General features: G+C 55.7%; 18 protein-coding genes. 6 read left to right on the top strand and 12 right to left on the bottom strand.

Annotation, left to right across the window (positions count from 1 at the left end; all coding sequences use genetic code 11):
* Positions 1-9: 9 nt before the first annotated feature.
* Both ACXAF0_RS04140 and ACXAF0_RS04145 read right to left on the bottom strand, forming a co-directional pair.
* Positions 10-714, bottom strand: coding sequence for a ChrR family anti-sigma-E factor (locus ACXAF0_RS04140; protein ID WP_475344025.1), 705 nt, complete (start codon positions 712-714; stop codon positions 10-12).
* Positions 711-1,301 (bottom strand): sigma-70 family RNA polymerase sigma factor, encoded by a 591-nt coding sequence (locus tag ACXAF0_RS04145; RefSeq protein WP_475344026.1) that lies wholly within the window; start codon positions 1,299-1,301, stop codon positions 711-713. Before ACXAF0_RS04145 ends, ACXAF0_RS04140 begins: the two co-directional genes overlap by 4 nt.
* A gap of 213 nt (positions 1,302-1,514) precedes the next feature.
* Between ACXAF0_RS04145 and ACXAF0_RS04150 the strand changes: the two genes are divergently transcribed.
* From ACXAF0_RS04150 to ACXAF0_RS04170, 5 genes are all read left to right on the top strand, one after another.
* Positions 1,515-2,858, top strand: coding sequence for an NAD(P)/FAD-dependent oxidoreductase (locus tag ACXAF0_RS04150; protein ID WP_475344027.1), 1,344 nt, complete (start codon positions 1,515-1,517; stop codon positions 2,856-2,858).
* Positions 2,855-3,688, top strand: coding sequence for a DUF1365 domain-containing protein (locus ACXAF0_RS04155; RefSeq protein ID WP_475344028.1), 834 nt, complete (start codon positions 2,855-2,857; stop codon positions 3,686-3,688). The genes ACXAF0_RS04150 and ACXAF0_RS04155 overlap by 4 nt, the downstream gene beginning before the upstream one ends.
* A gap of 5 nt (positions 3,689-3,693) precedes the next feature.
* Positions 3,694-4,971, top strand: a complete 1,278-nt coding sequence (locus ACXAF0_RS04160) for a class I SAM-dependent methyltransferase (RefSeq protein WP_475344030.1) — start codon at positions 3,694-3,696, stop codon at positions 4,969-4,971.
* Entirely contained in the window at positions 4,958-6,304 is a 1,347-nt protein-coding gene (locus ACXAF0_RS04165; protein WP_475344031.1) for an MFS transporter, read from the top strand. The genes ACXAF0_RS04160 and ACXAF0_RS04165 overlap by 14 nt, the downstream gene beginning before the upstream one ends.
* 86 nt (positions 6,305-6,390) lie before the next feature.
* Positions 6,391-6,882, top strand: coding sequence for a DUF3833 domain-containing protein (locus tag ACXAF0_RS04170; protein WP_475344032.1), 492 nt, complete (start codon positions 6,391-6,393; stop codon positions 6,880-6,882).
* Here the strand turns inward: ACXAF0_RS04170 and ACXAF0_RS04175 are convergent.
* From ACXAF0_RS04175 to ACXAF0_RS04185, 3 genes are read right to left on the bottom strand one after another with little or no spacing between them, the layout of a single operon-like run.
* Positions 6,845-7,291, bottom strand: coding sequence for a nuclear transport factor 2 family protein (locus ACXAF0_RS04175; protein ID WP_475344034.1), 447 nt, complete (start codon positions 7,289-7,291; stop codon positions 6,845-6,847). The genes ACXAF0_RS04170 and ACXAF0_RS04175 overlap by 38 nt on opposite strands.
* The gene (locus ACXAF0_RS04180) at positions 7,288-8,055 is read right to left on the bottom strand and encodes an SDR family NAD(P)-dependent oxidoreductase (RefSeq protein WP_475344035.1); all 768 of its coding nucleotides are present in this window, start codon (positions 8,053-8,055) and stop codon (positions 7,288-7,290) included. The genes ACXAF0_RS04175 and ACXAF0_RS04180 overlap by 4 nt, the downstream gene beginning before the upstream one ends.
* On the bottom strand, positions 8,052-8,834 hold the full coding sequence (locus ACXAF0_RS04185; RefSeq protein ID WP_475344036.1) for a DUF6134 family protein: 783 nt from the start codon (positions 8,832-8,834) through the stop codon (positions 8,052-8,054). Before ACXAF0_RS04185 ends, ACXAF0_RS04180 begins: the two co-directional genes overlap by 4 nt.
* A gap of 138 nt (positions 8,835-8,972) precedes the next feature.
* On the opposite strand from ACXAF0_RS04185, the gene ACXAF0_RS04190 reads away from it, so the two are divergent.
* On the top strand, positions 8,973-9,776 hold the full coding sequence (locus ACXAF0_RS04190) for an RluA family pseudouridine synthase (RefSeq protein ID WP_475344038.1): 804 nt from the start codon (positions 8,973-8,975) through the stop codon (positions 9,774-9,776).
* On the opposite strand, the gene ACXAF0_RS04195 is transcribed toward ACXAF0_RS04190, so the two are convergent.
* The 7 genes from ACXAF0_RS04195 to sucD all read right to left on the bottom strand — a co-directional run bounded on the left by ACXAF0_RS04195 (position 9,723) and on the right by sucD (position 18,373).
* Positions 9,723-10,649 (bottom strand): AEC family transporter, encoded by a 927-nt coding sequence (locus ACXAF0_RS04195; RefSeq protein ID WP_475344040.1) that lies wholly within the window; start codon positions 10,647-10,649, stop codon positions 9,723-9,725. The two genes, ACXAF0_RS04190 and ACXAF0_RS04195, sit on opposite strands and share 54 nt — an antisense overlap.
* Before the next feature lie 30 nt (positions 10,650-10,679).
* Positions 10,680-11,126 (bottom strand): methylglyoxal synthase, encoded by a 447-nt coding sequence (locus ACXAF0_RS04200; protein ID WP_475344042.1) that lies wholly within the window; start codon positions 11,124-11,126, stop codon positions 10,680-10,682.
* Positions 11,127-11,283: 157 nt separating this feature from the next.
* Positions 11,284-11,502, bottom strand: a complete 219-nt coding sequence (locus ACXAF0_RS04205; RefSeq protein WP_152630595.1) for a hypothetical protein — start codon at positions 11,500-11,502, stop codon at positions 11,284-11,286.
* A 204-nt stretch (positions 11,503-11,706) separates the two neighbouring features.
* The gene (gene lpdA / locus ACXAF0_RS04210; protein ID WP_475344045.1) at positions 11,707-13,113 is read right to left on the bottom strand and encodes a dihydrolipoyl dehydrogenase; all 1,407 of its coding nucleotides are present in this window, start codon (positions 13,111-13,113) and stop codon (positions 11,707-11,709) included.
* Positions 13,114-13,137: 24 nt separating this feature from the next.
* Positions 13,138-14,406 carry a 2-oxoglutarate dehydrogenase complex dihydrolipoyllysine-residue succinyltransferase gene (gene odhB, locus ACXAF0_RS04215; RefSeq protein ID WP_475344047.1) on the bottom strand — a complete coding sequence of 423 codons (1,269 nt, stop codon included), beginning with the start codon at positions 14,404-14,406 and terminating at the stop codon, positions 13,138-13,140.
* Positions 14,407-14,514: 108 nt separating this feature from the next.
* Complete coding sequence (locus ACXAF0_RS04220) at positions 14,515-17,427, bottom strand: 2-oxoglutarate dehydrogenase E1 component (protein ID WP_475344049.1); 2,913 nt, start codon at positions 17,425-17,427, stop codon at positions 14,515-14,517.
* A 70-nt stretch (positions 17,428-17,497) separates the two neighbouring features.
* Positions 17,498-18,373, bottom strand: a complete 876-nt coding sequence (gene sucD / locus ACXAF0_RS04225; protein WP_167723089.1) for a succinate--CoA ligase subunit alpha — start codon at positions 18,371-18,373, stop codon at positions 17,498-17,500.

Raw genomic sequence — 18,373 nt, forward strand, 5'->3', positions numbered from 1 at the left:
AAACTGGTATCAGATGCCAAAGAAAGGCTGCAGCAATTTCGGCAGCAGACGGTTGAACTTCATCGGGGCATCGGTTGCGATCAGGCAGATGCATTCCTCGGCCGTGTCGGCAATCGGCTGATGATCGATATCATCATCAAGATCCGCAACATCACCGGCCCGGAACCGTCCGATTTCGTCGATATAGGATCCTTTGATCAGCAAAGTCATTTCATGGCCATGGTGCCCGTGATCGGGGATTGACACACCCGGTGCAATCTTCATCAGGCGCACGGTGCCCTTGCTTTCGATCGATTTCAGCTGGAAATGCTTCACGCCCGGTGCAAGCGTTTTCCATGGAATGTCTTCAAGCGACATCACATCGTCGGGCAGCAGATCGGCAAGCGGTCTTGGCAGGGCGCTCATGGCGCTGCCGGTAATGCTTTCGCCAACTGCAACACGGCGCAGGGATGGCAGTTCCTCGGTGACGATATTTTCATTCGCCGTATCGCGTTCAAGCATTGCCATGACATGATCAAGCGAATGATCCGCCATCGTCATGCTGTCGGTGCTTTCAAGGGCGGCACCGCCCATGGTTTCATATCCACTGACCTTGTCGCGGCAATGCGGGCACACGGTCATGTGGGTTGCCACCAGAAGCTCCATCGCTTGCGACAGGGACCCACTGGCATAATCCATCAATGTCTGATCGGTTGGATGATGCTTAATATTCATGCGACACCTTCCAGTCCGCCACGCAACTTGCCCAGCGCAAGCCGCAACCGGGACTTCACAGTCCCCAGCGGGATATCAAGACGCTCGGCAATTTCGCTGTGTGAGCAATCTTCGAAAAACGACAATTCAACGACCACCTTCTGATCGGCCGGTAATTCCGCCATCGCAGCTTTGACAAGGACGGCCTCTTGGTCACGATTGACAACGTCATCTGCCAGCGGGTCTTCGTCGACGATCAAAGTCGGGTCGGAATCATCAACCTCGATATGTTTACGTTGCCGGAACCGGTCAATCCGAAGGTTCCTGGCGATTGTGAAAATCCACGTACTGGCCGCTGCCTTTGAGGGATCAAACAGGTGCGCCTTGCGCCAGAGCTGCATCATTGCTTCCTGTGCCATTTCCTCGGCGGTTTCGGAATTGCCGCCAAATCGGAACATGTACGCCTTCACGCGCGGGGCGAAATGCGCAAACAGTTGCGCAAACGCTTCCCGATCGCGCGAGGTCGCGACGGAAACAATCCAGTCGGCACATCTTTTCGCTTCGACCGGATCAGCTGGTCCGGTGCGTCGTGGTGTGGTGCCGCTCATTTTGGTCTCTGGTCCCTTTTGGGGCCGCGCCAGGATCGTGTTCATCATACCAATCCTACGTCGGCCGCATTCATTTGGATCAAATAAAAATGTATGTTTTTTGCCAGATACTTACAATGACACCCGACAAATAATTCAGTGTGATCTGCACGTCCTTAACGTGCGTACTCACATGTAACGCTCACACATTAACTGCAAACAGGCCCCGCCGATATGAACATCGTCACCCCGGGAAAACTCAATATCGCTGTGGTCGGGTCCGGCATTTCCGGCCTGTCGGCGGCCTGGCTGCTGAGCCAATCACACAATGTAACGCTCTTTGAAAAGGATGACCGCCCCGGCGGGCATTCCAACACAGTGGATGCGGGGCAGACCCCGGTTGATACCGGATTCATCGTTTACAATACCCGCTGCTATCCCAACCTGTGCGCGCTGTTTGATCATCTTGATGTCAAAACCACGCCGACCGATATGTCCTTTGCCGCCTCGATGGATGAGGGCGGGCTGGAGTATGGCGGTGGGGATCTTTCGGCCCTGTTTGCGCAAAAACGCAATCTGTTCCGCCCGCGCTTCTGGAAGATGGTGCGCGATATCCTGCGTTTTTACCGCGAAGCACCCGCCGCGCTTGAAGACGGCACGGCCGAACATATCAGCCTTGGCGATTACCTGCGCGACAAGCGCTATTCCAAATCCTTTATCAATGATCATCTGTTGCCCATGGGCGCTGCCATCTGGTCTACGCCGGTTGATACCATGATGGCCTATCCGCTGGCGGCGTTCGTGCGGTTTTGTCAGAACCATGGCCTGTTACAGATCAAGGATCGCCCGCAATGGCGCACCGTGGTTGGCGGATCGCGCGAGTATGTGAAACGCATGACAGCAAACGTTTCCGGCGGTGTGGTTCTTGATCGTGCCATTGCCAAGGTCGGCAAAACGACGTCTGGCGGTGCCTTTGTCGAGGACCGCTATGGCAAACGCGAAGAATATGACCATGTCGTTCTGGCGTGCCACGGCGATCAGGCACTGGCCCTCCAGGATGCGCCAGACCCGCGTGTGACGGATCTGCTGTCAGCCTTCAAATATGAACGCAACCTGGCGATCCTGCACAATGACGCCAGCCTGATGCCGAAAAACCAGAAGGTCTGGTCAAGCTGGAACTACTTGGCCGAGGATCATGATGGCGAACAGAAAGTCTGCGTGACCTATTGGATGAACCGCCTGCAGCATCTTGATGATAAGCAACCCCTGTTCGTGACCCTCAACCCGCCGCGCCACCCCAAGGATGGCAGCGTGATCCGATCCTTCCTTTATGATCATCCGCTATTTGATGCGGGCGCAATGGCTGCGCAAAAAGACCTGTGGTCGATACAGGGTGTCGATAACATCTGGTATTGCGGCAGTTACTTTGGCTATGGCTTCCATGAAGACGGTATTCAGTCCGGCCTTGCCGTGGCCGAGGCGCTTGGCAATGTCCGCCGTCCGTGGACTGTTGAAAATGAAAGTGGCCGCATCCATGTTGGCGATCCCGCGCGTGCGCAATCAAGCGAGGCCGCATGACACGACCTGTTGCGGACAAACCGGCATCGGCCCTGTTTGAAGGGGTGGTTACCCATCATCGGCTTCGTCCGAAAAAGCACAAGCTGCGCTATCGCGTATTTTCCTTCCTGCTTGATCTTGATGAGATCGATGGTCTCGCCGCAAAGCTGAAACTGTTCAGCCGCAACCGCTTTAACCTGTTTTCGTTCCATGATCGCGATCACGCCGATGGCGGCGCAACAGATTTGCGCTCCCGCCTTGAAGCCATCCTGCAGGGTCACGGCCTGGGCGATTGTGCGCACAAAATCCAATTGCTGTGCTATCCGCGCTTGCTTGGTTTTGTGTTCAATCCGCTATCGGTTTATTTCTGCCACCAGGCGGACGGATCGGTCGGGGCAGTGCTTTATGAAGTCTCCAACACCTTTGGGGATCGGCACAGTTATCTGATCCCGGTGACCGATGGTGCGCTGGATGACAAGAACGTGCTACGCCAGTCCTGTGCGAAGGGTTTTTATGTCTCACCCTTTATCGACATGGTCGCGGACTATCATTTCCGAATTCGTATTCCCGATCAAAACGTTGCGGTCGCCATCCGCGAGACCGATGCCAAGGGCGCGTTTCTAAATGCCGCCTTTGTCGGTGATCGAACCGAGCTTTCCGACCGTAAACTGTTAGGAGCGTTCATTCGCTACCCGCTCATGACGCTCAAGGTCGTGGCAGGTATCCACTGGGAGGCGCTCCATCTTTGGCGCAAGGGTATGACGTTCCATAAACGACCAGCACCGCCAGAGCATGCCGTGACTTATGTGCTGGAAACCGGGACGGCAGCGGCCCAAGCAGGAAAGAGATAAAAACAATGCCAAACCGCAATCGTAATGCATCCGCCGACATTCTTCCGCTGCGTGACCGCATCCTGCCGATGCTGGGCAGCATGACGGGCAGTCGCAGCCTTTTGAAAGCCATGCTCAAGCGTGTGCTTTCGCATCTGCATTACGGGCGTTTGACCATTGTTTTGCCCGATAACGATACCCTTCATTTCACCGGTGATCAGGAAACCGACCTGCGGGCGGCGATTCATATCCATGACTGGCAGGCGATCCGAAAACTCGCCACCGGCGGCGATGTTGCCTTTGCCGAGGCCTATATGGATGGCAGTTGGAGTAGCCCGGATCTGACCCACCTGATGCATTTTGCCATGCGCAATGAAACGATTGTGCGCGCCCGTCTGGCGGCCGGGTTCCTGGCCCGAACGGTGGCGCGGATCGGACATTTGCGCAACGCTAATACGCTGGAGGGTTCGAAGCGCAACATTGCCTATCACTATGATCTCGGCAATGAATTCTATCGCGCCTGGCTTGACCCCAGCATGACCTATTCTTCAGGGCTCTATGACACGCCCGACATGTCGCTCGATGCTGCCCAGGAAGCAAAATACGAACGCATTTGCGCGCTCGCGGACCTTAAACCCGGCGAGAATGTTCTTGAAGTCGGCTGTGGCTGGGGTGGCTTTGCCGAGCTGGCTGCCGGCAAATATCGCTGTAATGTCACCGGCCTGACTCTCTCGAACGAACAGCATGCCTATGCCCGCGAACGCCTGTTGCTGCAGGGATTGCATGACCGGACGGATATCGTTCTACGCGACTACCGTCACGAAGAAGGTCAGTATGACAAAATCGTCTCGATCGAAATGTTTGAGGCGGTGGGCGAAGAACACTGGCCAACCTATTTTGAAATGATCCGCAACCGCCTGAAGCCGGGCGGTAAGGCAGTGCTGCAAATCATCACCATTGATGATGACCGGTTTGAAACCTATCGCCGTGGGGCGGATTTCATTCAGCGCTACATCTTCCCGGGGGGCATGTTGCCTTCGCCAACCGCACTGTCAGCGGCGGTCGGGAACGCCGGGCTTGAACTGCGTCATTCGGAATTCTTTGGCAAATCCTATGCCCGCACGCTGGCCGAATGGCAGCGCAGCTTCCAGCATGCCTGGGACGGCATTGCCAAGCAGGGCTTTGATCTGCGTTTCAAACGCATGTGGGAATATTACCTTGCCTATTGCGAAACCGGGTTTGATCAGGGCTCGATCAATGTTGGCCTGTTCGTGATCGAACATCGCGACAATGCGTCCGACTGAATACCCCACCCAGACATCCATCTTCTATGCGCTTCCGGCGATGGCGGCAGCCGTGCCGACCATCCCGGCCTATGTTCTGTTGCCAAGTTACTATGGCGATGATCTTGGCCTTGGGTTGGCAATCACGGGCGCGGTTTTACTGCTGGTGCGCATGATCGATATGCTGACCGACCCGGTCGTTGGTTGGCTGTCAGACAAGACAGGTAATCGTAAAATCTGGACCGGGATCGGGGCACTGATTGCCGGGATCGGCCTTTGGTATTTGTTCAGCCCACCCAAAGACCCCGATGCACTCTATCTTTTAATTTGGGCGAGTGTGCTTTTCCTCGGCTGGACGATGTTTCAGGTGCCCTATCTTGCCTGGGGGGCCGACCTTTCCGGTGATTATAAAAAACGCACATCGCTGACCGCCCTTCGCGAAGGGGCCGGATTGATCGGCATTGTTCTGGCCGGGGCCATTCCCGTTCTGATTAACGCGCCGGATCGTGCCGCGGAAATTCAGACCCTTGCCATCGTCACCCTGACATTGGGGGCTGTTTTCATTGCCCTTTTGATCTGGCAGGTGCCCGATCCGGGTGCGCAGTATAAACGCACAAAATCGACGGCAACTGGTATGGGGTCGGGCAACCTTGTTAAGACCGTGCGTCTTGGGTTTCGCAGCCTGCGCGATAATCGCCTGTTCATGCGTCTGCTGGCAGCCTGGATGATCAATGGATTGGCGGCCGGACTGCCCGCCGTCTGCTTTCCGTTGTTTGTGCGCTATTACCTTGAACTGGGTCAGGACAGCGAGAACATGCTGATCCTGCTTTATTTCGCGGCCGCCATTATTGCCATCCCGCTTTGGGTTGTCATGGCTGGCCGGGTGGGCAAACACCGGGTCTGGTGTCTGGCCATGGTGATGGCGATTATTGCCTTTGTGTTTGTGCCGATCCTTGATGCCGGGGACTTTGGCGCCTTTGCCGTCATCTGCCTTGTGACCGGCGCGGCTTTGGGGGCGGACCTTGCCCTGCCGCCGGCCATCCAGGCTGATGTGGATGACTGGGATCGCTATCGGTTTGGTATGCGGCGAACCGCCCTTTTATTTGCCCTTTGGAACATGGCCAACAAGCTCGCCATGGCGTTGGCAGCCGGGATCGCGCTTCCGATCCTGGGAGCCTTTGGCCTGACCGAGGGCGGGGATGAAAAAACCGGTGCTTTGATCGTGCTGGTTTTGATCTATGCGGTGATCCCCATCGTACTGAAAGCAGGAGCAATCGGGATGATGTGGCGCTTTCCACTGGATGGTGCGCATCAGGTTGCCATTCGTCGGCGCCTTTCACGCCGCACCGTTTGATCTTGGGATGTCAGGACAGGAGAAAATCGATGCTGCGGAATTTCACGGCGCTGTGTTTTTTGGTGCTATTAGCCGGATGTGGGTCGATGAAACCGCAGGATTTCGCGCAAAAAGAACCCCGATTCGACGTGTTTGACTATTTCGAAGGCAACAGCCGGGCCTGGGGTATTTTCGAAGACCGGTTCGGAACGCTGCGTCGTCAGTTCACCGTTGAAATCACGGGAACGGTCGAAGACGGTGTTCTGACACTGGAAGAAGACTTTATCTATGACGACGGCGAAACAGATCGCCGCGTCTGGGAGATCACCAAAACCGGTGAACATACCTATGAAGGGCGCGCTGACGACATTGTCGGGACCGCGATCGGCAGCCAGTATGGCAATGCGCTGAACTGGTCTTATGACATGGATCTAAAGGTCGGTGACGGCGCCTGGCGCGTTGGCTTCAATGACTGGATGTTCCTGCAGCCGGACGGGGTGTTGGTCAACCGCGCACGGGTCAAGAAATGGGGCTTTGAAATCGGCGAAGTGACGCTGTTCTTCACGAAGGAGCAACACGTCGTGCAAGCCGCTGAATGAACCAGCGCAGCACCGGGATTTTGGCATAGAAGTTCTGGCCGGAATCCCAATGGTCAAAATGCGACGTCAGGCGGGTACCATCCTCGTTAAAGGTCAGCTCCGACATGCCGGTGAATTCCCAGTCGCCAATCACCTTGACCCGCGCACTGAATTTCCAGCGCAAAAAACCCCGGTCCCCGTCAATCGCGCGATGGGTGACGACAAAGCGTGGATTATCCGCATCGGTAAAGGCCTTCGCCAGATAGGCGCAGACATCCTTTGGCCCGTGCACCGTCGTGAACGGATCGCAAAAAACAAAATCCTCTGTCACCAGATCGTTTAACTGATCGACCGTCTCAAGCGACAGGTTCTCGTAATAGGCCGCATATGCCGCCAGCAACTGGCGCTTGTTTTCGGTGATGTCGGTCATGCTCGGATCAGTTTGCGCATCAGTTTGAAGAAAAGCGGATAGGGCAGAATTCGCGTCAGCTTCAATTGCCGCACGAATGGGGGTGGAAAGGCAATCTCGAATTTGTCACTGCGACTCAGCCCGCGATAGATAAAGTCTGCTGCCTGCTCGGGCTCAAGCAAATAGGGCATTTCAAAATCGTTCTTGTCTGTCAGACGCGTTTTAACAAATCCCGGATTGATCACGCGCAGCAAAACGCCACTGCCGCTGAGCTCCGTATGCAGTGATTCACACAGATTGATCAGGGCGGCCTTGGTCGGGCCATAGGCCGATGCATTGGGCAATCCGCGATAACCCGCGACCGATGCCATCACGGCAATCTCGCCGGACTTGCGCGCACGCATCCGGGTCAAAAGGGGCTCGAGACAATTCACAATGCCCATATAGTTGGTATCAACATGGCTTCGGATGGTTGCAGCCGAAAAGGCATCAAGTTTCATCGGCGAATAGATCCCGGCCGCCAAGATCACCAAGTCGGGCAGGCCAAACTTCGCTTCGACCGTGCTAACAGCACTGTTGACCGCGTTTGGGTCGGTGATATCGACCGTTACCGGGGTTAAATCCGGCATTTCGGATACCAATTCATTCAATTTGTCGGCATTTCGCGCTGAAATGATGACTTTCTGGTCTGATGATGTCGGGTTTTCATGGAATTTGCGGGCCAATGCCGCGCCAATACCCGAAGATGCCCCGATAATCCAGATGGTCTGGAAGTGTTTGCTCATTCCTCATCCTTTTGCACGGTTTGTGTCGCGCAACTCATGCAGCGATAGGTGATGGTGGATCCATCACGTGCTTCGAATGCGAGGCCCACCCAGCGCCCATCGGCATCGTACCATGCGGTGGTTTCAAGCTCGCCGTCATAGGTAAACCGGGTCGCACGCAGAGTGCCGTTTGTTGTGCGCAGCATTTCGCTTTCGTTTGCGCGGATATCAACCGCGTTGGGCTTGCCGGTGATGGTGTTGAGCACCGACTTGCTGCCCAAAACCCCGCAATGCCAGTGGTCGGTTGGAAAGATGTCGTCCGGCAAGGCTTGCTGGCCTTTGGGGCCTGTGACAACAAGCGTTCCATGATCATCCGGTTTGGCGGTGACTTCTGTTTGATCGCCATCATCATCGACCCGCACCGAAAGGGTAGCCAGTCGGTCATTCTGCCACAGGCTTTCGGATCGATAGTCAAAGCTATAGGCGTTAAACCCCAGGAAGCTAATATCGATATTGCTTTGCGCAACCACCTGCAGGCCGTCGCGGCCCTGATTGAACTGCACCACATGGCTCCCGACCGGGGAATCATTGCGCCGGATCTGAAAACGAAGCTCGTTGCCGTATCGCGCAATCGGATCAAAACTGCGACAGGTATCGGTTGCCTCAAACGCACTCGTCAGGCTTGCCTGCTCAATCACGGTTTCATCGGATGCCATCGCGTTTGATGACACAAAGATACCGCCCGCAAGGACGCATGTGCCAAGCAGCTGTTTGATTGAAGGTGCGAAGAACGTCTTCATGATCGTTACCAAAGCCGGGTTGCAGAAGGTGTGGTTCCTTATTGTTACGGCTGGCGTGCATTTGCGGATCAAACGTCATCATCATTGCCCGCCATCGTTTGATGGGGTAAAGCAGGGGCTCAACGGGCCCGCCCCGACATGAAAGGCTACGCCATGCCCCATCCGATTGCCGAAGACCTGATCGCGCATATTCTGCACCGCGATTCCAACGTCATTGTTTTAAACAAGCCGCCCGGGCTGGCGTCGCATGGCGGGCCGAAAACCTATTTTCATGTTGATGCCTACCTGCCGGATTTGAAATTCGGCATCCAGCCGGAACCGACATTGGCCCATCGTCTGGACCGTGATACGGCGGGCTGTCTGTTGCTGTGCCGTCACCCGAAATCATCAAAAAAGATCACCCGTCTTTTCACCGAAAAGAAGATTGGCAAGACCTATTGGGCCGTGGTCCATGGCGCGATGGAGGACGATCACGGTTTCATCGATGCGCCGATCGGCAAGATCAATGATGAAAGCGGCTGGACCATGCTGGTCCACGAGGACGGCCAACCGTCAAAAACCGAATATACCGTTCTGGGCCGTGGCAAGGATGCGGATGGCAAAGACATCACCTGGCTGGAACTGATCCCGCATACCGGGCGCACCCATCAGCTGCGTGTGCATCTTGATCATGTCGGGCATCCGGTGATTGGCGACCCGTTCTATGGCCGTGGTGATGAGCCACCGATCTTTGGCGCGCCACCAACCCTGATGCTGCTGTCGCGACAGATTGTCGTGCCGTTCCATGCCGACCGGGATCCGGTGATTGTCGATGCGCCGCCACCCGAACTCATGCGCGCTGGCCTTGAGGCTTGCGGTTATGACGGTGACTATGCCGCCCATGCGAGCTCAATTGATGCTCAATACACCGGCGATGACAGCGACGCTGAAGGCGGAGAGTAACGTTTCAAGCGTGATGATCGACGCCATTGCTTCGGCATCACCATTGAGTTGGCGGGCGAGAATATAGGCATTGCCGGCGCATGGCATGCCGGCATACAGAACCCCCATCGCCAGAACCATGCCATCGACACCGGCAAGATAAAGGCAGACACCGGTAATCACCGGTAGCACCGCAAGCTTGATGGTGGTGGCAAGGGCAATCGCGCCAAGCGCCTTTTTATCCATGATAAAACGAAGCCCGGCCCCGACCGACAACAGGCTCAGCGGCAGAGCTGCTGTCTTGAAAAGCGCTGCGGTATTTTCGATGGGCAGCGGAACGTGAATGTTGCTCACATTCAGGATCGCACCGGCGCCAGCGGCAAGAATGATCGGGTTTTTGACAATCCCGCCCATGATGCGTTTGAGATTGCTTTTCCCGCCGCTAAAGGCGCTAAGCACGACGACACCGAGCATATTGGTGGCAATCACCATCACCGCAACAAAGATGATGGCAAGGGCAAGTCCCGCTGCCCCGTATAGGGCATCAGCAACAGCCAACAGGACGTAGCTATTGTATCGAACGGATCCCTGAAAGATCGATGTGAAAAGCGGTGTGTCGCGGGTGATCAGCGGGCGCAGCAAAAGAAGCGCTGCCGACAGGCCAAGGGTTGCGGCAAGCGTGACGCCAACGGCGGTGCCGGCATTGCCACTGGAAAAATCGGCGCGATAAATCTCGACGATCAGAAGCGACGGCAGCAATAGATAATAGGTCAGCCGATCAATCCCGGCCCAGACATCGGCTGCCTTGATCAGGTATCGCTTCAGCGCTGCGCCAACAAGGATGGCAGCAAAGATCGGAAAGATCGCAGCAATCAGTTCATAGGCAAGTTGCATGGCAGGCAGGGCGCTCCGGCGGCGGGAAATTTATACTTGGCGGTTGCTGTAATCGGCAAAGACCTGTTCCGGGGAATGATCGCGATATTGCTCGCAGATTTCCTCGAAATTCGGATTGCTGATCAAAAGATCGGCCGTGCTCTGGTTACACGCAATCGGCACTTCATAAAGGTTGGCCAGGCGGATCAGGGCGCGGACATCAACATCATGGGGGTGGGGCGTCATCGGGTCGGTGAAAAAGAACATGGCTTGCAATTCACGATGCGCAATCATCGATCCCAGCTGCTGATCACCGCCAAACGGCCCGCTTTTCAGGGGATGGATATCGAGTTTTGTGAACCGTTCTTGCAATACGCGCCCGGTGGTGCCGGTGGCAAAGATGCGCATATTGGTAAACACATCCTTGTGCTTTTCCAGCCAGTCGGCCATTTCGCGTTTGCGACGGTCATGGGCCACAACCCCAACAGACAGCACCATTTTTTTAATCTCCGGGCCAGTGAACAGGATTTGTCATACTAATCAGCAAATCCACCCAGCGTCACCTCACAAAAGTCTGATCATTAAGAAGACAGGATATTACTTAGAAGGTGGGAGAGTAATACAATTGACCTGCTACCCTGTAGTTAGAAACATCTCAGAGTACGATCGTCACTTTGTCTCGTCCAATACGAGCAAAATGTTCCAACTGATTTGGTAGGTAGCGGCCTGCGTGCACGGTTACGTGTGCCCCACGGCTTGATGCGATGCGGATAATATTTTCAACCTGATTAGCAAGGTAACCTGTATTGGCTGGAATTTCGATATTGCAGCCAATGCGCGCTAATTGCTCAGCTTGGTTTGCCATAATTGTCATCGTTTCCTCCTCAGATTGGACTGAATTTTCAGAATTACGTGGATATAGGTTTTGTTGGTTGGTCCTCCAAAGCTAAGTGTTTTTGTGAGCTCGCGTAACTACTCGTGAGGTTAGGTGGGCTCTTACAAACTTATGTATGGCGAAAACAAAACGGCCGCCCCAACTGAATGGGACGGCCGTTTGCAGATCAGAAAACTGATCGAATTACATGTGGATTGCGCGTTTGTCTGCGTCCAGTGCGGCTTCCTTGACGGACTCGCCAAGGGCCGGGTGGGCGTGGCAGGTGCGTGCGATGTCTTCGGCAGAGGCGCCGTATTCCATCGCCAGAACCACTTCGGCAATCAGATCGCCCGCAGCCGGGCCGACAATATGTGCGCCGACGACACGGTGCGTTTTCTTGTCTTCGATGATTTTGACAAAGCCTTCGGTGCTTTCCATGGCCTTGGCACGACCATTGGCCGTGAAGGGGAATTTGCCGACTTTGTAGTCCGCGCCTTCTTCCTTGAGCTGCTCTTCGGTTTTACCGACAGAGGCAACTTCCGGCCAGGTGTAAACAACACCCGGGACCTTGTCATAATCGACATGGCCTTCTTCGCCTGCGAGCATTTCTGCCAGGGCAACACCGTCTTCCTCAGCCTTGTGGGCGAGCATCGGACCGACGATGGTATCGCCAATCGCAAAGATGCCACCAACATTGGTCTGGAAGTGTTCGTCGGTTTTGACACGACCACGTTCGTCAAGCTCAACACCGACAGTGTCCAGGCCAAGGCCATTGGTGTACGGACGGCGACCGATCGCGACCAGAACCACATCGGCTTTGAGTTCCTCTGCATCGCCGCCCTTGGACGGTTCAACAGTCAGGGTCACGCCCGACTTGGTGGTTTTGGCACCGGTAACCTTGTGGCCGAGTTTGAATTCAAGGCCCTGCTTGGCAAAGATGCGCTGGGTCTGTTTGACCAGATCGCCATCCATGCCCGGCAGAATGCGGTCAAGGAATTCAACAACGGTCACTTCAGCACCCAGACGACGCCAGACGGAACCAAGTTCCAGACCAATGACGCCTGCGCCAATCACAACCATCTTTTTCGGCACTTTCGGAAGAACCAGCGCACCGGTCGAGGAGACGATTTTTTCTTCGTCGATTTCGACACCCGGCAGCGGGGTGACTTCCGAACCCGTCGCGATGACGATGTTCTTGGCTGTCAGGGTTTCTTCGCCACCGTCCAGAAGGGCAACCTTGACTTCGGTCGGCGAGGTGATTTCGCCAGCACCTTTGACATAGGTAACCTTGTTCTTCTTGAACAGGAACTCGATCCCCTTGGTGTTGCTTTCAACAACCTTGTCCTTGCGCGCCATCATCTTTTCGATGTTGACCTTCGGCTTGGAGACTTCGATGCCATGGGTATCGAAATGCTCGGATGCCTCTTCGAACAGGTGCGAGGAATGCAGCAAGGCCTTGGACGGAATGCAGCCTACGTTCAGGCAGGTACCGCCAAGCGCACCGCGTTTTTCAACGCAGGCAACTTTAAGGCCAAGCTGTGCGGCGCGGATGGCGCAAACATAACCGCCAGGACCGCCACCGATCACGACAACGTCGTAGTTCTCACTCATGAGTTCTTTGATCCTTTTGTCTGATCAGATGTCGAGCAGAATGCGTTCCGGGTTCTCGATGCATTCCTTGACGCGTACCAGGAAGGAAACGGCTTCGCGGCCGTCAATGATACGGTGGTCATAGGAAAGCGCGAGATACATCATCGGACGAATTTCGACTTTGCCATCGATTGCAACCGGACGCATTTGGGTCTTGTGCATGCCAAGAATACCGGACTGCGGTGCGTTCAGGATCGGCGACGACAGAAGCGAACCAAAGACACCACCGTTCGAGATGGTGAAGGAACCGCCGGTCATTTCATCCATGCCCAGTTTGCCGTCACGCGCACGCTTGCCGAAATCGACAATGGTGCTTTCCAGATCCGCAAAGGTTTTTTCCTCTGCCGAACGGATGACCGGAACAACCAGACCCTGCGGGGTGCCAACGGCAACGCCGACATCGCAGTAGTTCTTGTAGATGAAGCTGTTGCCATCGATCTCGGCATTCACAGCCGGCCATTCTTTAAGGGCCGTGGTGCAGGCCTTGATGAAGAAGGACATGAAGCCAAGCTTCACACCGTGTTTCTTCTCGAAACCGTCCTTGTACTTGTTACGGCATGCCAGAAGGTTGGTCATGTCCACTTCGTTGTAAGTGGTCAGCATGGCCGCGGTGTTCTGGGCTTCTTTCAGGCGGCGCGCGATGGTCTGGCGCAGCTTGGACATTTTGACACGCTCTTCGCCGTCGCGCAGTTCGCGTTCCGGTTTCGGAGCTGCCGGTGCGCTCGGTGCCGGCGCAGCAGCGCGCGGAGCGGATCCGCCACCTTCGAGGAAGTTCAGAACGTCGCCCTTGGTCAGGCGGCCGTCTTTGCCGGTTGCCGGAATTTTCGACGGGTCGAGGTTCTTGTCTTCGACCAGTTTGCGAACAGCCGGTGCCAGCGGATGATCGCTGTTCGACGCGGTTGCCGCTGCCGGTGCCGCAGCCGGGGCTGCTTTCGGCTCTTCTTTTTTCTCAGCCGGTGCTTCTTCAGCCTTGGCTTCGGATTTTTCTTCGGCCGGTGCTTCGGCGGAGCCTTCGGCACCTTCGTTGATCATGGCGATCAGCGCACCAACTTCGACTTCGTCGCCTTCGCCAACGATTAGTTCGGCAATCGCGCCGGCAACCGGGGCGTTGACTTCGACGGTGACCTTGTCGGTCTCAAGTTCGACAATCGGTTCATCGGCAGCAACAGCTTCACCGACTTTTTTGTACCATTTTGCCACCGTGGCTTCAGATACGGACTCGCCCAGTGCGGGAACTTTAACTTCAGTCGCCATTTTTTCCTCGACCGTTTTTTCAATCAGGCAGTGTGGGTCTGCCAGGATACGAATGAATTCTAAATGAACGGATCGAACGGGCGATTTCTCGCCCGTTCGATGAAAGTGTTAGACGCTCAGTGCCTTATCGACCAACTCGGCCTGTTCACGCAGGTGAGCCTTCAGAAGACCCGTTGCCGGCGAAGCAGAAGCTGCGCGGCCGACATAAACAGGACGACCCGTCTTGTGCTTGATGCTGGCAAGGGTTGCCTCGATCCGGCGATCAACAAAGTACCAGGAACCCATGTTCTCTGATTCTTCCTGACACCAGACGACATCAGCATTCGGGTATTTGGCCAGTTCCGCAGCCAGTTCTTTTTCCGGCCACGGATAAAGCTGTTCGACACGCACAAGCGCAACATCTTCGATGCCACGGTTTTCGCGTTCGGCAAGCAGATCGTAATAGACCTTGCCCGACGACAGAACGACGCGTTTGACCTTTTTGTCATCAACCAGCTTGCCGGTTTCGCTGATCACAGTCTGGAAGGTCGTACCCGGTCCGAATTCGGACAGAGACGACACAGCCTGCTTGTGACGCAGAAGCGATTTCGGCGTCATCAGGATCAGCGGCTTACGGAAGGAGCGACGAATCTGACGGCGCAGGATGTGGTAATAGTTTGCCGGCGTCGTGCAGTTCGCCACCTGCATGTTATTTTCACCACAAAGCTGCAGGTAACGTTCCAGACGTGCGGAACTGTGTTCCGGACCCTGGCCTTCGTAACCGTGCGGCAGCAGCATCACCAGACCCGACATACGCAGCCATTTGGCTTCGCCCGAGCTGATGAACTGGTCAATGATGACCTGTGCACCGTTGGCAAAATCACCGAACTGGGCTTCCCAGAGAACCAGCGAATGCGGTTCTGCAAGGGTGATGCCGTATTCAAAGCCAAGAACACCTGCTTCGGACAGCGGCGAGTTGAGAACTTCAAGCTCGGCCTGACCGGTACGGATGTTGTTGAGCGGGGTGTATTTTGCCTCGTTGGTCTGATCGACCAGTTTGGCGTGACGCTGCGAGAAGGTACCACGCTGGCAATCCTGACCCGACAGACGTACCGGTGTGCCTTCGCACATCAGGGTCCCGAATGCCAGGGCTTCTGCCGTGGCCCAATCGATGCCTTCGCCGGTTTCAAACATCTTCGCTTTGGCCTTCAGCTGACGAAGGATTTTGCGGTTGATGTCATAGTCACTCGGCGCGGTCGAAAGGGCACGCCCGACTTCCTGAAGAAGATCTTCTTCAACGCCGGTTTTGCCAGTCCAGTCCGCATCGTCGCCGTGCGAGGATGCAAGACCCGACCATTTACCTTCAAGCCAGTCAGCCTTGTTCGGACGGTAGTTTTCCGAGGCCTTGAACTCTTCATCAAGGTAATCCTGGAACGACTTGTCCAGTTCCTTGACGCGTTCTTCGGTCAGAAGACCTTCCTTGATCAGCTGCTGGGCATAGATGTCTTTGGTGGTCGGGTGTTTGCCGATCACGTCATACATCTTGGGCTGGGTGAAGGCCGGTTCGTCGCTTTCATTGTGGCCAAAGCGGCGATAGCAGAACATGTCGATGACAACATCCTGCTTGAATTCCTGACGGAACTCGGTCGCGATGCGGGCCGCATGAACCACGGCTTCGGGATCGTCACCATTGACGTGCAGGATCGGTGCCTGAACGACTTTGGCAATGTCCGAGCAATAGGGCGATGAACGGGAATCGGTCGGTTTGGTCGTGAAACCGATCTGGTTGTTGACCACAAAGTGGATCGTACCACCGGTACGGTACCCCTTGAGGTGCGACAGATCGAAGGTTTCTGCGACAAGACCCTGACCGGCAAAGGCAGCATCACCGTGCAGGAGGATACCCATAACCTGCTCGCGTGCGGTGTCTTTGCGCTGGGCCTGCTTGGCGCGGACCTTACCAAGAACAACCGTGTTCACCGCTTCAAGGTGCGACGGGTTCGCCGTCAGCGACAGGTGAACAACGTTGCCGTCAAATTCACGGTCGGCGGAGGTACCAAGGTGATATTTAACATCGCCTGAGCCCATTACGTCGTCCGGCTTGGACGGGTTGCCCATGAATTCCGAGAAGATCGCCTGGAACGGCTTGCTCATGACGTTGGCAAGAACGTTGAGACGACCACGGTGCGGCATGCCGAACACAACCTCGCGGATGCCAAGCTGGCTACCACGTTTGAGGATCTGTTCAAGCGCCGGCATCAGGGCTTCGCCACCATCAACGCCGAAACGCTTGGTGCCGACATATTTGGTGTGCAGGTAATTTTCGAAACCTTCGGCTTCGACCAACCGCTCAAGGATGGCTTCCTTGCCACGGGTGGTGAACTGCGTCTGGTTGCCGATGCTTTCGATGCGCTGCTGAATCCAGGATTTCTGTTCCGGTTCCTGGATATGCATGAATTCGATACCGATCGACCCGCAATAGGTTTTGCGCGCCAGCGAGACAATCTGGCGAATGGTCGCGGTTTCAAGGCCAAGGACATTGGCGATGAAGATCGGACGGTCCAGATCTGCGTCGGTAAAGCCGTAAGTCTTGGGATCAAGTTCCGGATGCGGTTCACGCGGGGCTAAACCCAGCGGATCCAGATTCGCTTCGAGATGCCCACGGACCCGGAAGGAGCGGATCAGCATCAGGGCGCGAATGGAATCATTGGCCGCAGCACGGATGGCATCAGAATTGACCTGTGCCGCAGAAGGCGCTGCATGAGGTGCCGGTGCAAAGCCCGCGATCGGAGCCGGGCGCTCGGCATGCCCCTGTGAGACGTCGTATCCCTCCATGCCGCCAACAACCTTGGTTTCCCGTGGCTGCCAGCTCGGCCCACGCATTTCTGCGAGGAGTTCGGAGGCGTCGTCCTGCAACCCGTCAAAAAACTCAGCCCAGCTCTGGTCAACCGCAGACGGGCTTTCCAGATACCGGGCGTAAAGTTCAGCGATGTAGGTTGCGTTCGACTCGTTTAGAATCGTGTCGAGATCTTGAGGTTTCATTTGTGGTCTTGGAAGGCATGGTCCTCAAGAAGGACCACGCCCCCCCTTGCCTTTCCTCTGACTACCCAGATTAGCCCTTCAAAGCCTTCAGCATGGTCGAGCCGAGGCTTGCCGGGGAATCGGCAACCAGCACGCCAGCGCTGCGCATGGCTTCCATTTTGGCATCCGCGGTACCTTTACCGCCCGAGATGATCGCACCGGCATGGCCCATGCGTTTACCCGGAGGTGCGGTAACACCGGCGATGAAGCCAGCAACCGGTTTCTTGACCGACGAAGCCTGCAGGAATTCACATGCTTCTTCTTCAGCCGAACCACCGATTTCACCGATCATGATGATGCCTTCGGTTTCCGGATCCTTCAGGAACAGGTCGAGGCAATCGATGAAGTTGGTGCCGTTGACCGGGTCACCGCCGATACCGATACAGGTCGACTGACCCAGGCCAGCGGCCGTGGTCTGTGCAACTGCTTCGTAGGTGAGCGTACCGGAACGCGAAACGATACCGATTTTACCGCGGCGGTGAATGTGACCCGGCATGATGCCGATCTTGCATTCGTCCGGGGTAATGATACCCGGGCAGTTCGGTCCGATCAGGCGGGTCGACGAACCGTCGAGCGCGCGCTTGACGCGGACCATGTCAGCAACCGGAATACCTTCGGTGATGCAGACAGCCAGTTCGACTTTGGCGTCGATGGCTTCAAGGATTGCGTCTGCTGCGAAGGGCGGCGGAACATAGATGACCGAGGCATTCGCACCGGTGGTGTGAACCGCTTCATCAACAGTGTTGAAAACCGGCAGGTCAAGGTGCTTGGTGCCGCCTTTACCCGGGGTTACACCGCCAACCATTTTGGTGCCGTATGCCAGTGCCTGTTCGCTGTGGAACGTACCCTGCGAACCAGTGAAACCCTGGCAGATAACTTTGGTGTTTTTATCGACGAGAACAGCCAT

It is taken from the genome of Thalassospira sp. ABD4_177 (assembly GCF_056160125.1).